Source organism: Pseudomonas sp. S37, from assembly GCF_016658545.1.
Lineage (GTDB): Bacteria > Pseudomonadota > Gammaproteobacteria > Pseudomonadales > Pseudomonadaceae > Aquipseudomonas.
Map to the genome: position 1 here is coordinate 93,452 of NZ_JACVZC010000008.1, position 14,034 is coordinate 107,485.

Here is a 14,034-nt window from a genome sequence, read left to right on the forward strand (position 1 = left end):
TGTGGCATCTGCGCCACGCCGTCAGCACCTGCTCGCGGCCCACCAGGGCTGCTGACAGATGCTGTAAAAATTCTCGAATTCCAGATACGCCAACGCGGGAGCAAGCCCCCGCGCGGCGACATCCTACCAGTTCACCGGCAAACGACGGTGAACTGGCCGACAACATGCAACGATTACTTCTTGTCGTCGCCTTTCACTTCTTCGAACTCGGCGTCAACCACGTCATCGTGCTTGGCTTCCGGCTCGGCCTGCTGCGCGCCACCCTGAGGCTGTTCGGCCGACTGCTCGGCGTACATCTTCTGGGCAACCGGGGCAGAGACCTTGGACAGCTCTTCGACTTTGGCGTCGATGGCAGCCTTGTCGTCGCCTTTTACAGCAGCTTCCAGGGCAACCACGGCAGCTTCGATCGCAGCCTTCTCTTCGGCGGTAGCCTTGTCACCGGCATCGACGACCATCTTGCGGGTCGAGTGCACCAGCGCGTCACCCTGGTTACGGGCAGCGGCCAGCTCTTCGAACTTGCGGTCTTCCTCGGCATTGGCCTCGGCGTCACGCACCATGCGCTCGATTTCGTCATCCGACAGGCCGGAGTTGGCCTTGATCACGATCGACTGCGACTTGCCGGTGGCCTTGTCTTTGGCGCTGACGTGCAGGATGCCGTTGGCGTCGATGTCGAAGGTGACTTCGATCTGTGGCACACCACGTGGCGCTGGCGGAATGTCAGCCAGGTCGAACTTGCCCAGCGACTTGTTCTGCGCAGCCTGCTTACGCTCACCCTGCAGCACGTGAATGGTCACGGCGCCCTGGTTGTCGTCGGCAGTCGAGAACACCTGCGACTTTTTGGTCGGGATGGTGGTGTTCTTCTCGATCAGCGCGGTCATCACGCCGCCCATGGTTTCGATACCCAGGGTCAGCGGGCTCACGTCCAGCAGCAGTACGTCTTTCACGTCACCGGCCAGAACGGCACCTTGGATGGCAGCACCCATGGCCACGGCTTCGTCCGGGTTGACGTCCTTGCGCGCTTCTTTACCGAAGAAGTCGGCAACGGTTTTCTGTACCAGCGGCATACGGGTCTGGCCACCGACCAGGATCACGTCGTCGATCTTGCTGGCGTCGATGCCGGCATCTTTCAGCGCGATGCGGCAAGGCTCGATGGTGCGCTGCACCAACCCTTCAACCAGCGACTCCAGCTTGGCGCGGGAGATTTTCACGTTCAGGTGCTTAGGACCGGTAGCGTCTGCAGTGATGTACGGCAGGTTGACGTCGGTCGACTGAGCGGACGACAGCTCGATCTTGGCTTTTTCAGCGGCTTCTTTCAGACGCTGCATGGCCAGAGGATCGCCCTTCAGGTTCATGCCGGTTTCTTTCTTGAACTCTTCGACCAGGTAGTCGATCAGCAGCATGTCGAAGTCTTCGCCACCCAGGAAGGTGTCGCCGTTGGTCGCCAGTACTTCGAACTGGTGCTCGCCGTCGACTTCGGCAATTTCGATGACCGAAACGTCGAAGGTACCGCCACCCAGGTCATAAACGATGACAGTGTGGTCGCCCTTGGCCTTGTCCATGCCGTAAGCCAGCGCAGCCGCGGTCGGTTCGTTGATGATGCGTTTAACGTCCAGGCCAGCGATGCGACCGGCGTCTTTGGTAGCCTGACGCTGGCTGTCGTTGAAGTAGGCCGGAACGGTGATGACCGCTTCAGTCACTGGCTCGCCGAGGTAGTCTTCGGCGGTTTTCTTCATTTTTTTCAGGACTTCGGCGCTGATTTGCGGCGGAGCCATTTTCTGGCCGTTTACTTCGACCCAGGCGTCACCGTTGTCGGCCTTGGCGATCTTGTACGGAACCAGTTCGATGTCTTTCTGCACGACCTGCTCTTCGAAGCGGCGGCCGATCAGGCGCTTCACCGCGAACAGGGTGTTGTGCGGGTTGGTAACAGCCTGGCGCTTGGCCGACTGACCTACCAGGATTTCGCCATCGTTGGCGTAGGCCACGATCGAAGGGGTAGTACGCGCACCCTCGGCGTTTTCGATGACTTTGACGTTACCGTTTTCCAGGATGGAGACGCACGAGTTGGTGGTCCCCAGGTCGATACCGATGATTTTACCCATGTTAACTCTCCCGAAACTTGAATTTGGTAGCAGCGACTACTTTGGCCAACTGCGGTAATACTTGAAGGCTTGACACCTAGATGGGGGTGCCCCGACGGATTTCAAGCCTTTTCATTGATCGAGGGTTGCGCCGCGCTCGGCGCCTTGCTGACCACCACCATGGCGGGGCGCAGCAGGCGGCCGTTCAGCAGGTAACCCTTCTGGAACACGTTCAGCACGCTGTTTGGCTCGACTTCGGCGTTTTCCTGCATGGCCATGGCCTGATGGTGCTCAGGGTTGAACGGCTGGCCGTGCGGGTCGACCGCTTCGAGGTTGTAGCGCTTGAGGGTGTCCTGGAACATCTTCAGGGTCAGCTCGACGCCTTCGCGGATCTGCTTGACGTGCTCGTCTTCGGCGCTGGAGTGGGCCAGGGCCAGTTCCAGGCTGTCGATCACCGGCAGCAGGTCGCTGGAGAACTTCTCCAGGGCAAACTTGTGGGCTTTTTCAACATCCTGCTCGGCGCGACGGCGCACGTTCTGCAAGTCGGCTACGGCGCGCAGCGACTGGTCCTTGGCGGCGGCCAGCTGTTCCTCGAGTTCCAGAACACGGGCGTCGGCAGTGGTTTCTGCACCGGTTTCTTCAACATTAAGGTCTTTTTCGTTCAGCTGTTCGTCAGCCATGGGGTCTCTCCTGCGCAATTTTGTGGACTGCGAGCCAGGCTCGCCATTGGATGTCGGCTATATGGGGCCGGAAAAACCAGCTTCAAGGGGCAAGGTGGTTTGCAGCCAGAAACAGAATCTGCCAAGGGGCATTGGCAGGCCTGAAAAAAGTACTGTATAAATAACCAGACATGACCTTCCGGGAGCCGCCCCATGCTGGTGCACCTGTCCATTCACAATTACGCCATCGTCGAGCACCTCGACCTCGAAATCGCCCGCGGCATGTCCGTCATCACGGGCGAGACCGGTGCCGGCAAATCGATCATGCTCGACGCCCTTGGCCTGGCCCTGGGCGACCGGGCCGACAGCGGCGTGGTGCGCCCCGGCACCGACAAGGCAGACATCCTCGCCACCTTCGACCTGGTGGACATCCCCGAGGCCCATACCTGGCTAGCCGAACGCGACCTGGACAACGATGGCCTGTGCATCCTGCGCCGGGTCATCACCGCCGAAGGCCGCAGCCGTGGCTACATCAACGGCACGCCCTGCCCGCTTGGCGACCTCAAGGCGCTCGGTGAGCTGCTGATCGACATCCACAGCCAGCATGAACACCAGTCCCTGCTGAAAACCGACACCCATCGCCGCCTGCTCGACGAGTACGCCGGCGCCGTCGACCTGGCCCGCCAGGTGCAGCTTGCCGCCAAACGCTGGAACCAGACCCGCCTGGAGCTGGAGCGCCTGTCCAACTCCGGTGACGAGCAGCGCGCCCGCCACCAGCTGCTCAGCTACCAGCTGGAAGAGCTCGACAACCTCGGCCTGGGCGAACACGAACTGGAACACCTGGAGCAGGAACACAAGAACCTGACCAGCGCCGAAGCCCTGTTCGGCATCTGCCGCCAGGTCATCGACCAGTGCAGCGAAAGCGATTCGGGCAACGTGCTAAGCGCCCTCACTTCCAGCCTCAACCGCCTGGGCGCCGCCACCAACTCACCCAAGGCGCTGGGCGAAGCGGCCAACCTGATCGCCAGCGCGCAGATCCAGGTCGAAGAAGCCATGGGCGAGCTCAACCGCTTCCTCGACAACTTCGACGCCGACCCGATGCGCCTGCAGGCGCTGGAGGAACGCCTCGACACCATTTACACACTGGCGCGCAAACACCGCGTGCACCCGACCGAACTGCCCCACCTGCAGCAGCAGTTGATGGAAGAGCTGGAAGGCCTGAACGCCAGTGACGAGTCGATCGAGCAGTTGGGTGAAGAGCTGGCAGCCTTCGCTCAGCACTATAAAGAAAAGGCCCGCGAGCTGAGTGCACTGCGCCAGCAGGCGGCGCAGCAACTGGCTGTGGCCGTGGAACAGGAGATCCAGCGCCTGGGCATGCCTGGCGGGCGTTTCTGTATCGAATTGACGGCAAACGAAGGTGCAGACCTGTCGCCGCACGGCCTGGAGCAGATCGAACTGCTGGTCAGCGCCAACCCCGGCCAACCGCTCAAGGGCCTGGCGAAGGTGGCTTCGGGGGGTGAGCTGTCGCGTATCAGCCTGGCGATCCAGGTAATTACTGCGCAAACGTCGCGCATCCCTACCCTGGTGTTCGACGAAGTCGACGTGGGCATTGGCGGACCAACTGCAGAAATCGTCGGGCAGCTGCTGCGCCGCCTGGGTGAGCGCGGCCAGGTACTGACCGTGACCCACCTGCCACAGGTTGCGGCGCAAGGTCACCACCACCTGTTCGTGCACAAAGTACGCAACAGCGACACCACCCACACCGCCGTGGCCAGCCTGGGCAAGCGTGAGCGGGTCGAGGAAGTGGCGCGAATGCTCGGCGGCATCGACCTGACCAAGGAATCCCTGGCGCATGCGCGCAAGATGGTTGTGAGCGGCAAGGCCTGATCCCTCCTTTTTCAGGCCCGTTCGCGGGTAAACCCGCTCCCACAGTGTGCGTGCAAGGCACAGACCCTGTGCGATCCCTGTGGGAGCGGGTTCACCCGCGAAGAGGCCAGCCGAGACAATACGCCCCTCAGCCCTCAGAAAGCACAAAGGCGACCCGAAGGTCGCCTTTGCTGTCCATAACGAAAAATCGTTACTTCTTCTTACGCACGTACAGGACCAGATTGTGGTCCACCAGCTCGAAACCGTGTTCCTCCACGATTTCACGCTGACGCTTCTCGATCGCGGCATCCATGAATTCGATGACTTCGCTGGTATCCACGTTGACCATATGGTCGTGGTGGCCGCCATCGGCCAGCTCGAACACCGCGTGGCCGCCGTCGAAGTTGTGGCGAACCACCAGACCCGCCGCTTCGAACTGGGTCAGTACGCGATAGACGGTGGCCAGGCCCACGTCCTCGCCAGCTTCCATCAGCGCCTTGTAAACATCCTCGGCACTCATGTGACGCTGCTCGGTGGAGTCGAGCATCTGAAGGATCTTGACTCGAGGCAGGGTCACCTTGAGGCCGGCTTTGCGCAATTCGCTATTTTCAACCATGGTCAGCTTTCTCGCCGATGCTGCTTCGCAGCTTCTCTTAATACGGGTATGATCGGGGTTTACGTTGTCCAGCCAAGATAGTGGAAGTCGCCCACCGATGCAAAACACCAAGCTCTTGCTAAACAGCCTCGCCCTCGCGGGACTGCTCGCACTCGCCGGTTGCTCGTTTCCCGGGGTTTACAAAATCGACATCCAGCAGGGCAATGTCGTCACGCAGGACATGATAGACCAATTACGCCCGGGAATGACCCGACGGCAAGTAAGGTTTATCATGGGCAACCCGCTGATTCAGGACACCTTCAACACCAATCGTTGGGATTACCTGTACAGCCTGCAGCCTGGTGGCGGTAAACGCCAGCAAGAGCGCATGAGCATTTTCTTCAATGAAAGCGACCAGCTGGTCAGCCTGTCTGGCGACTTCATGCCGGGCGTGAGCAAAGACCAGGAAATCCTCGGTGGCAGCAGCGACACCACGGTCAGCCCGGGCACCGAGCCAGGCCAGACCGAGCAGCCAGCCCCGCAGCCTGTCGAGAAACCGGCCAAGCCTGGTTCGACCGAAGAGTCCATCCAGCGCGAGATCGATACCATCGAGACCACCCCGGTCCCGACTCCGGCACCGCTGGAAACCCGGTAATCGACAGCAACAAAAAAGCCCGGACACGTTCCGGGCTTTTTTTTGCCGCCAACTCAATCAGCCATGCAGTTGCTTGGCGCGCTGGCAAAACGCATCGACCAACGTGTTGGCCGCCTGGTTGAACAACGGGCCCAAGGTGGCACGCACAATCGACCCGGCATAATCGAAGGACAAGTCCAGGCTGATCTTGCAGGCCTTCTCACCCAACGGCTTGAATACCCACAGCCCATGCAACTGGGTGAACGGCCCTTCCTCCAGGTTCATTTCGATGGTCTGCCCCGGCACCAGCACGTTACGCGTCACGAAATGCTGGCTCATGCCGCCCTTGGCCACATCGAGCTTGGCGCGCATGTGCGTGTCGCTGGCTTCGATCACCGTCGAGGCCGAACACCACGGCAGAAACTCAGGGTAGCTGGCCACATCGTTGACCAGATCGTAGAGCGCCTGGGCAGGGTACGGCAGCAGGGCGGAGCGTTGAATATGGGTAGTCATCCAGGCGTCACTTCCAAGGCTGGGTGGCGGCGCTTCGCAGCGTGCCAGAAACAGATTCTGTACTTATGACAGGGTTTGTATTGTCCGGTATTCATTGCAGTGGCTCAAGCACACCGAAATCCCATAGCGGACGGCGCACGGACTTGCCTATAATGCGGCCCCTATGGCTAAGCAAAAAAAACATCCGACCGGGACCATCGCGCAGAACAAGAAAGCGCGACACGATTACTTCATCGAACACAAGTTCGAGGCCGGGCTGGTCCTGTCCGGCTGGGAAGTAAAAAGCCTGCGAGCCGGCAAGGCGCACCTCGTTGACAGCTACGTGCTGCTCAAGGACGGTGAAGCCTGGCTGTTCGGCAGCCACATCACCCCGCTGACCACGGCCAGCACCCACGTCATCGCCGACCCGATCCGCACGCGCAAGCTGCTGCTGAACAAGCGCGAGCTTGAGCGCCTGGAAGCTGCGGTGGCGCAAAAGGGTTACACCTGCGTGGCCTTGTCGCTGTACTGGAGCAAGCACCTGATCAAGTGCGAAATTGCACTGGGCAAGGGCAAGAAGGAATTCGACAAGCGCGACACCGTGCGCGAACGCGATTCCAACCGCGAGCTGCAGCGTGTGGTGCGGAACAAGGGTAAGGAAGACTAGATCTTCTTTAGCCTGGCCTGGCCTCTTCGCGGGTAAACCCGCTCCCACAGGTTTATCAATATCCCTGTGGGAGCGGGTTTACCCGCGAAGAGGACAGGCCAGGCCCCACAAGGCTCAACGCCCGCTGCGCCGCTCTGCCCGCGCCACCCGCTGCGCCTCGTGATGCGCCTCTTCCAGCACCTCCTGCACATACAGAATGTGCCGGCTGGACACCTCACGCGCATCCTCCGCCCTGCCCTCGACAATCGCCAGGTACAGCTCGCGGTGCTGGCTGATCAGCATGTCCCGGGTTTCGGTGCGCTGCTGGTACATGCCGCCAATGTTGGTCACCACGTTGCGCTTCAGCAGGTCGAACAAGCCACGGATAGTATGCAGCAACACCGCATTGTGGCTGGCCTCGGCAATCGCCAGGTGGAAGCGCGCATCGGCCGCGCCCTCCTCCGCCCGCGTCACTTCATCGACCCTGGCATAACAGTCCTGCAGCACATCGAATGCCGCTTTCAAACGCGCCCGATCCGGCTCGGTGGCACGCTGGGCCGCGTAATAGGCGCAGGACGCCTCCAGGGTATGGCGGAATTCAAGCAAGTCACGCTGCGCCTCGGCGCTGTGTTCAAGCAACTGCAACAATGGGTCGCTGAAAGTCGACCCCAGTGATTCAGCGACAAAGTTGCCGCCACCCTGGCGACTGACCAGTAGCCCCTTGGCCACCAGCTTCTGGATCGCCTCACGCAGTGACGGGCGGGACACGCCAAACTGTTCGGCAAGCGCACGCTCGGCCGGCAGCCGCTGCCCCGAGGTCAGCGTGCCTTCCAGAATCATCGCTTCCAACCGATCGACAATGTCGTCGGACAGGCGCCGTTGGCGGACCTGATCAAAAACCATCACATGCTCTCCACAAACCCCCGGCAAATTTCAGGGGGCGCCTATTCTCGCCGATCCAGGCCGCGCAAACACCCATCACGCTGCGTTTTTCCCGGCGCATCAGGCGCCCGCTCATCGGTACGCGACCAAAGTTTTGCTCAGGACAAATTGACACACCCACGACAGCGCTTTTAACCTAGCGACCAGCCATTGTAAATTGGTCTTACCAATTATCCAATGCCAGTGCCTGACCAACAACAATTAGGGGCCACCCCATATGCAAACCTGGCAACAACTCTATAGCCCGCTTGGTAGTCTTGGCCTGTCCGCACTGGCGGCGGTCATCCCCATCGTGTTCTTCTTCCTGGCCTTGGCCGTGTTCCGCCTCAAGGGCCACGTGGCCGGCAGCATCACCCTCGCACTGTCGATCCTGGTGGCGATCTTCGCTTTCCAGATGCCTGTCGACATGGCTTTCGCCGCTGCGGGTTACGGCTTCCTGTACGGCCTCTGGCCAATTGCCTGGATCATCGTTGCCGCGGTGTTCCTGTACAAACTCACGGTCAAGAGCGGCCAGTTCGAAGTGATCCGCAGCTCGGTGCTGTCGATTACCGACGACCAGCGCCTGCAGGTATTGCTGATCGGCTTCTGCTTCGGTGCCTTCCTGGAAGGCGCAGCGGGCTTTGGCGCACCGGTGGCCATTACTGCCGCGCTGCTGGTGGGCCTGGGCTTCAACCCGCTGTACGCCGCCGGCCTGTGCCTGATCGCCAACACTGCACCGGTGGCCTTTGGCGCCCTGGGCATCCCGATCATCGTGGCCGGCCAGGTCACCGGTATCGACGCCTTCCACATCGGCGCCATGACCGGCCGCCAGCTGCCGCTGCTGTCGCTGTTCGTGCCGTTCTGGCTGGTGTTCATGATGGACGGCCTGCGTGGCGTGAAGGAAACCTGGCCTGCCGCCCTGGTCGCCGGCCTGAGCTTTGCCGTTACCCAGTACTTCACCTCGAACTTCATCGGCCCGGAACTGCCCGACATCACCTCCGCGCTGGCCAGCCTGATCTGCCTGACCCTGTTCCTGAAAGTCTGGCAGCCGAAGCGGTCCTTCGGCGAAGCCAAGGGCAGCGTTGGCGCCGCCGTGGTACAGCCAAGCGGCAGCCAGCCAAGCCCGTACAGCTTCGGTGAGATCTTCAAGGCCTGGTCGCCGTTCCTGATCCTTACCGTGCTGGTCACCATCTGGACCCTGAAACCGTTCAAGGCGGCCTTCGCCCCGGGCGGCGCGATGTACAACTTCGTGTTCAACTTCGCCATCCCCCACCTTGACCAGCTGGTGATCAAGACCGCACCGATCGTTGCCGCGCCAACCGCCATGCCGGCGGTGTTCAAGCTCGACCCGATTTCTGCCACTGGCACCGCCATCTTCCTCTCGGCGCTGATCTCCATGGCAGTGCTGAAGATCAACTTCAAAACTGGTCTGACCACTTTCAAAGAGACCTTCTGGGAACTGCGCTGGCCAATCCTGTCGATCGGCATGGTGCTGGCCTTCGCCTTCGTCACCAACTACTCGGGCATGTCTTCGACCATGGCCCTGGTGCTGGCCGGTACCGGCGCGGCGTTCCCGTTCTTCTCGCCGTTCCTCGGCTGGCTGGGCGTGTTCCTGACCGGCTCGGACACCTCGTCCAACGCCCTGTTCAGCTCGCTGCAGGCCACCACTGCACACCAGATCGGGGTCAACGACACCCTGCTGGTAGCGGCCAACACCAGCGGCGGCGTAACCGGCAAGATGATCTCGCCGCAGTCGATTGCCGTGGCCTGCGCCGCCACCGGCCTGGTCGGCAAGGAATCCGACCTGTTCCGCTTCACCGTCAAGCACAGCCTGTTCTTCGCCACCATCGTCGGCCTGATCACCCTGATCCAGGCTTACTGGCTGACCGGCATGCTGGTTCATCACTAAAGTGAAAGGGGCCGGGCGCCATCAGGCGTCCGGCATTCCCCACAAGCAACGCTGCGAGAATCCATGATCATTTCTGCCTCTACCGACTATCGCGCCGCGGCCCAACGCAAGCTGCCTCCCTTCCTGTTCCACTACGCCGACGGCGGCGCCTACGCCGAGCACACCCTGCGCCACAACGTCTCCGACCTGGCCAGCATTGCCCTGCGTCAGCGCGTGCTGAAGAACATGTCCGAGCTCAGCCTTGAGACCAGGCTGTTCGACGAAACCCTGAGCATGCCCGTGGCCCTGGCCCCGGTCGGCCTCACCGGCATGTACGCCCGCCGTGGCGAAGTGCAGGCAGCGCGTGCGGCGGCGGCGCATGGCATCCCGTTCACCATGTCGACGGTGTCGGTGTGCCCGATCGAAGAAGTGGCCCCGGCCATCGACCGCCCCATGTGGTTCCAGTTGTATGTGCTCAAGGACCGCGGTTTCATGCGCAACGCCCTTGAGCGGGCCAGGGCCGCCGGGGTCAAGACCCTGGTGTTCACCGTCGACATGCCGGTACCCGGCGCCCGCTACCGCGATGCCCACTCCGGCATGAGCGGCAAGAACGGGCCAATGCGCCGTGTTTTCCAAGCCATGACTCACCCGGAATGGGCGTGGGATGTCGGCGTGATGGGCCGCCCGCACGATCTGGGCAACATCTCCAAATACCGTGGCAACCCCACCGGCCTGGCCGACTACATCGGCTGGCTGGGCAACAACTTCGACCCGTCCATTTCGTGGAAAGACCTGGAGTGGATCCGCGAATACTGGGACGGCCCGATGATCATCAAAGGCATTCTCGATGCCGATGACGCCCGCGATGCGGTCAAGTTCGGTGCCGACGGCATCGTCGTGTCCAACCACGGCGGCCGCCAGCTCGATGGCGTGCTGTCCAGCGCCCGTGCCTTGCCGGCAATTGCCGACGCGGTCAAAGGCGACCTGAAGATTCTCGCCGACTCCGGCATCCGCAGCGGCCTCGACGTGGTGCGCATGATCGCCATGGGCGCCGACACCGTGCTGATTGGCCGCGCCTTCCTCTGGGCCCTGGCCGTGCATGGCGAAGCCGGGGTGAAGAACCTGCTCGAGCTGTTCGAAAAGGAAATGCGCGTAGCCATGGTGCTGACCGGCGCCAAGTCGATCAGCGAGATCACCCGCGACTCGCTGGTACGCGAACTGGGCGCCTGACCGCCTGCAACAACGACCGCCTGATTGACCCGGGGCATGTGGCGCACAGACGCCACAGCCTCGCGAGGAGACTGCATGAGCCTGCCCGCCGCATTCCTGCGTGATGCCGAGCGCCTGATCCCCGCCGAACGCCGTTTCGACGACCCCACTTCCACCCTGGCCTTCGGTACCGACGCCAGCTTCTATCGGCTGATCCCCAAGCTGGTGGTGCGTGTCGAGTCCGAGGACGAAGTGGTCGGCCTGATCAGGCTGGCCCAGCGCGAGCGGGTGCCGGTCACCTTCCGCGCCGCTGGCACCAGCCTGTCCGGCCAGGCCATCAGCGACTCGGTGCTGATCGTACTGGGTGATAACTGGAACGGCCGCGAGATCCGTGGCCAAGGCGAGCAGATCCGCCTGCAACCCGGCGTTATCGGCGCCCAGGCCAATGCCTGGCTTGCCCCCTTCGGGCGCAAGATCGGCCCCGACCCGGCCTCGATCAACGCCTGCAAGATCGGCGGCATCGTCGCCAACAACGCCAGCGGCATGTGCTGCGGCACTGCACAGAACACCTACCACACGCTGGCCGGATTGCGCCTGGTACTGGCCGACGGCACCCGCCTGGACAGCGAAGACCCGGCCAGCGTGGCCGCCTTTGAAGCCAGCCACGCCGAGCTGCTGGAAGCCCTTGCCCGCCTGGGCCGCGAAACCCGCGCCAATACCGCATTGGCCGAGCGCATCCGCCACAAGTACCGGTTGAAGAACACCACCGGCCTGTCGCTGAACGCACTGGTGGACTACGACCAGCCGCTGGATATCCTGCAGCACCTGCTGGTCGGTTCCGAAGGCACCCTGGGTTTCATCAGTGCCGTCACCTACGACACCGTGCCCGATCACCCGCACAAGGCCAGCGCCCTGCTGGTGTTCCCCAGCGTCGAAAGCTGCTGCCGCGCAGTCACCGTACTCAAGCGCCAGCCGGTGTCCGCCGTGGAGCTGCTTGACCGCCGCAGCCTGCGCTCGGTGCAGAACATGCCCGGCATGCCGCTGTGGGTAAAAGGCCTGTCGGATAACGCCTGCGCCCTGCTGATCGAATCGCGTGCCGCCAGCCAGAGCCTGCTGCACGAACAACTGCAGCAGGTAATGGCCTCGATCGCCGACTTCCCGTTGGAACAGCAAGTCGACTTCAGCGAAGACCCGGCCGTGTACAACCAGCTGTGGAAAATCCGCAAAGACACCTTCCCTGCCGTCGGCGCCGTGCGCCAGACCGGCACCACGGTGATCATCGAAGACGTGACCTTCCCCGTCGAGCAGCTGGCCGAGGGCGTCAACCGCCTGATCCAGCTGTTCGACAAGCACCGCTACGACGAAGCGATCATTTTCGGCCACGCGCTGGAAGGCAACCTGCACTTCGTCTTTACCCAAGGTTTCAATAGTGCCGAGGAAGTCGCCCGTTACCAGGCCTTCATGGACGACGTGGCGCAACTGGTGGCCGTGGAGTTTGGCGGCTCGCTGAAGGCCGAACACGGCACCGGGCGCAACATGGCGCCATTCGTGGAGCTGGAATGGGGCCAGGACGCCTACCAGCTGATGTGGAAGCTCAAGCGCCTGCTCGACCCCAACGGCATCCTCAACCCCGACGTGGTGCTCAGTGATGACCCGGATATCCACCTGAAAAACCTCAAGCCGCTGCCAGCTGCCGACGAGATCGTCGACAAGTGCATCGAGTGCGGCTTCTGCGAACCGGTGTGCCCGTCCAAGGGCCTTACCCTCAGCCCGCGCCAGCGCATCGTCATGTGGCGTGACATCCAGGCCAAGCAGCGCGCCGGCATCGATACCCGCCAATTGATGCAGACTTACCAGTACCAGGGCATCGACACCTGCGCCGCCACCGGCCTGTGCGCCCAGCGCTGCCCGGTCGGCATCAACACCGGCGAGCTGGTGAAGAAGCTGCGCAGCCAGGCCGCCGACCACGGCAAGGCTGCCCACTGGCTGGCCGACCACTTCCACACCGCCCTGGGCGGCGCCCGCCTGACCCTGACCGCCGCCAACAGCGCGCGCAAGCTGCTCGGCGCCCCGCGCCTGGGCCGCCTGAGCGCCACGCTGAGCAAAGCCAGCAAAGGCCGCCTGCCGCAGTGGACGCCGGCCATGCCGCAACCCCTGCGCCCACTGGACTTCGGCCCGGCCAGCAACGACGCCCGCCCCCGCGTGGTGTACCTGGCCGCCTGCGTGTCGCGCGTCATGGGCCCAGCCTATGCCGACCGCGAGCAAAGCTCGCTGCTGGACAAGACCCGCGCCCTGCTGGAAAAAGCCGGCTACCAGGTGGTGTTCCCGGAAAACGCCGACAGCCTGTGCTGCGGCCAGCCGTTCGCCTCCAAAGGCTACCCCGAGCAGGCCGAACACAAGCGCCAAGAACTGATCAATGCCCTGCTGCACGCCAGCCGCGGCGGCCTGGACCCGATCTACTGCGATACCAGCCCCTGCACCCTGCGCCTGGTGCAGGACCTGGGCGACACCCGGCTGGACCTGTACGACCCGGTGCGCTTCATCCGCACGCACTTGGTCGAGCGCCTGGAATTCACCCCCCAGGACGAACCCGTGGCCGTGCACTTAACCTGCAGCACCCAGCACCTGGGGGAAAGCCAGGCCCTGATCGACCTGGCGCGGCGTTGCAGCAAGCAGGTGGTGATCCCGGAAGGCATTCATTGCTGCGGCTTTGCCGGTGACAAGGGCTTCACCACCCCCGAGCTGAATGCCCACTCGCTGCGCAGCCTGAAAGACGCCGTGCAGTACTGCAGCGAAGGCATCAGCACCAGCCGCACCTGCGAAATTGGCTTGAGCAGCCACAGCGGCATCGACTACCACGGCCTGGTCTACCTGGTAGACCGCGTTACCCGGCCGCGCAGCATCTAAAGGCAGACACCTTCACCTTTGTAGGAGCGGCCTTGTGTCGCGATCGGGCCGCGAAGCGGCCCCACGATTTACGCACCCACACTGACATCCTGGGGCTGCTTCGCAGCCCGATCGCGACACAAGGCCGCTCCTACACAGG

The 14,034-nt window shown here is 62.6% G+C and carries 11 protein-coding genes; 6 read left to right on the forward strand and 5 right to left on the reverse strand.

The features are described from left to right. Window positions 1-173: 173 nt before the first annotated feature. Together dnaK and grpE are read right to left on the reverse strand one after the other, a co-directional pair. The gene (gene dnaK / locus IAE39_RS05425) at window positions 174-2,099 is read right to left on the reverse strand and encodes a molecular chaperone DnaK (RefSeq protein WP_201200034.1); all 1,926 of its coding nucleotides are present in this window, start codon (window positions 2,097-2,099) and stop codon (window positions 174-176) included. A 101-nt stretch (window positions 2,100-2,200) separates the two neighbouring features. Then, the gene (gene grpE / locus IAE39_RS05430; protein WP_201200036.1) at window positions 2,201-2,758 is read right to left on the reverse strand and encodes a nucleotide exchange factor GrpE; all 558 of its coding nucleotides are present in this window, start codon (window positions 2,756-2,758) and stop codon (window positions 2,201-2,203) included. 192 nt (window positions 2,759-2,950) lie between these two features. On the opposite strand from grpE, the gene recN reads away from it, so the two are divergent. After that, window positions 2,951-4,624: a DNA repair protein RecN gene (gene recN / locus IAE39_RS05435; protein WP_201200038.1), complete on the forward strand. Its 1,674-nt coding sequence runs from the start codon at window positions 2,951-2,953 to the stop codon at window positions 4,622-4,624. Window positions 4,625-4,814: 190 nt separating this feature from the next. Here the strand turns inward: recN and fur are convergent, their stop codons facing one another. Further along, a complete protein-coding gene (fur, locus tag IAE39_RS05440) occupies window positions 4,815-5,219 on the reverse strand; it encodes a ferric iron uptake transcriptional regulator (protein WP_051101230.1) in 405 nt (134 codons plus the stop codon). 97 nt (window positions 5,220-5,316) lie between these two features. On the opposite strand from fur, the gene IAE39_RS05445 reads away from it, so the two are divergent. Further along, on the forward strand, window positions 5,317-5,853 hold the full coding sequence (locus IAE39_RS05445) for an outer membrane protein assembly factor BamE (RefSeq protein WP_201200040.1): 537 nt from the start codon (window positions 5,317-5,319) through the stop codon (window positions 5,851-5,853). A 57-nt stretch (window positions 5,854-5,910) separates the two neighbouring features. Here IAE39_RS05445 and IAE39_RS05450 read toward each other — a convergent pair whose 3' ends face one another. Then, on the reverse strand, window positions 5,911-6,345 hold the full coding sequence (locus IAE39_RS05450) for a type II toxin-antitoxin system RatA family toxin (RefSeq protein WP_201200042.1): 435 nt from the start codon (window positions 6,343-6,345) through the stop codon (window positions 5,911-5,913). 163 nt (window positions 6,346-6,508) lie between these two features. Between IAE39_RS05450 and smpB the strand changes: the two genes are divergently transcribed. Next, window positions 6,509-6,991 carry an SsrA-binding protein SmpB gene (gene smpB / locus IAE39_RS05455; protein ID WP_016489183.1) on the forward strand — a complete coding sequence of 161 codons (483 nt, stop codon included), beginning with the start codon at window positions 6,509-6,511 and terminating at the stop codon, window positions 6,989-6,991. A gap of 114 nt (window positions 6,992-7,105) precedes the next feature. Here the strand turns inward: smpB and IAE39_RS05460 are convergent, their stop codons facing one another. Next, window positions 7,106-7,873 carry a GntR family transcriptional regulator gene (locus tag IAE39_RS05460; protein WP_201200044.1) on the reverse strand — a complete coding sequence of 256 codons (768 nt, stop codon included), beginning with the start codon at window positions 7,871-7,873 and terminating at the stop codon, window positions 7,106-7,108. Between the two features lie 256 nt (window positions 7,874-8,129). Between IAE39_RS05460 and IAE39_RS05465 the strand changes: the two genes are divergently transcribed. The 3 genes from IAE39_RS05465 to IAE39_RS05475 all read left to right on the forward strand — a co-directional run bounded on the left by IAE39_RS05465 (window position 8,130) and on the right by IAE39_RS05475 (window position 13,895). Further along, window positions 8,130-9,800 (forward strand): lactate permease LctP family transporter, encoded by a 1,671-nt coding sequence (locus tag IAE39_RS05465; protein ID WP_110746129.1) that lies wholly within the window; start codon window positions 8,130-8,132, stop codon window positions 9,798-9,800. 63 nt (window positions 9,801-9,863) lie between these two features. Further along, on the forward strand, window positions 9,864-11,009 hold the full coding sequence (gene lldD / locus IAE39_RS05470; RefSeq protein WP_201200049.1) for an FMN-dependent L-lactate dehydrogenase LldD: 1,146 nt from the start codon (window positions 9,864-9,866) through the stop codon (window positions 11,007-11,009). A gap of 75 nt (window positions 11,010-11,084) precedes the next feature. Next, window positions 11,085-13,895 (forward strand): FAD-binding and (Fe-S)-binding domain-containing protein, encoded by a 2,811-nt coding sequence (locus tag IAE39_RS05475; protein WP_201200050.1) that lies wholly within the window; start codon window positions 11,085-11,087, stop codon window positions 13,893-13,895. The last annotated feature ends 139 nt before the right edge of the window (window positions 13,896-14,034 follow it).

Excerpts from the sequence above, each read along its gene's own strand:
- IAE39_RS05445 (WP_201200040.1), top strand. The coding sequence starts at position 5,317 with ATGCAAAACACCAAGCTCTTGCTAAACAGCCTCGCCCTCGCGGGACTG.
- IAE39_RS05465 (WP_110746129.1), top strand. The coding sequence starts at position 8,130 with ATGCAAACCTGGCAACAACTCTATAGCCCGCTTGGTAGTCTTGGCCTG.
- fur (WP_051101230.1), bottom strand. The coding sequence starts at position 5,219 with ATGGTTGAAAATAGCGAATTGCGCAAAGCCGGCCTCAAGGTGACCCTG.
- lldD (WP_201200049.1), top strand. The coding sequence starts at position 9,864 with ATGATCATTTCTGCCTCTACCGACTATCGCGCCGCGGCCCAACGCAAG.
- dnaK (WP_201200034.1), bottom strand. The coding sequence starts at position 2,099 with ATGGGTAAAATCATCGGTATCGACCTGGGGACCACCAACTCGTGCGTC.
- IAE39_RS05450 (WP_201200042.1), bottom strand. The coding sequence starts at position 6,345 with ATGACTACCCATATTCAACGCTCCGCCCTGCTGCCGTACCCTGCCCAG.
- grpE (WP_201200036.1), bottom strand. The coding sequence starts at position 2,758 with ATGGCTGACGAACAGCTGAACGAAAAAGACCTTAATGTTGAAGAAACC.
- IAE39_RS05460 (WP_201200044.1), bottom strand. The coding sequence starts at position 7,873 with ATGGTTTTTGATCAGGTCCGCCAACGGCGCCTGTCCGACGACATTGTC.
- IAE39_RS05475 (WP_201200050.1), top strand. The coding sequence starts at position 11,085 with ATGAGCCTGCCCGCCGCATTCCTGCGTGATGCCGAGCGCCTGATCCCC.
- recN (WP_201200038.1), top strand. The coding sequence starts at position 2,951 with ATGCTGGTGCACCTGTCCATTCACAATTACGCCATCGTCGAGCACCTC.
- smpB (WP_016489183.1), top strand. The coding sequence starts at position 6,509 with ATGGCTAAGCAAAAAAAACATCCGACCGGGACCATCGCGCAGAACAAG.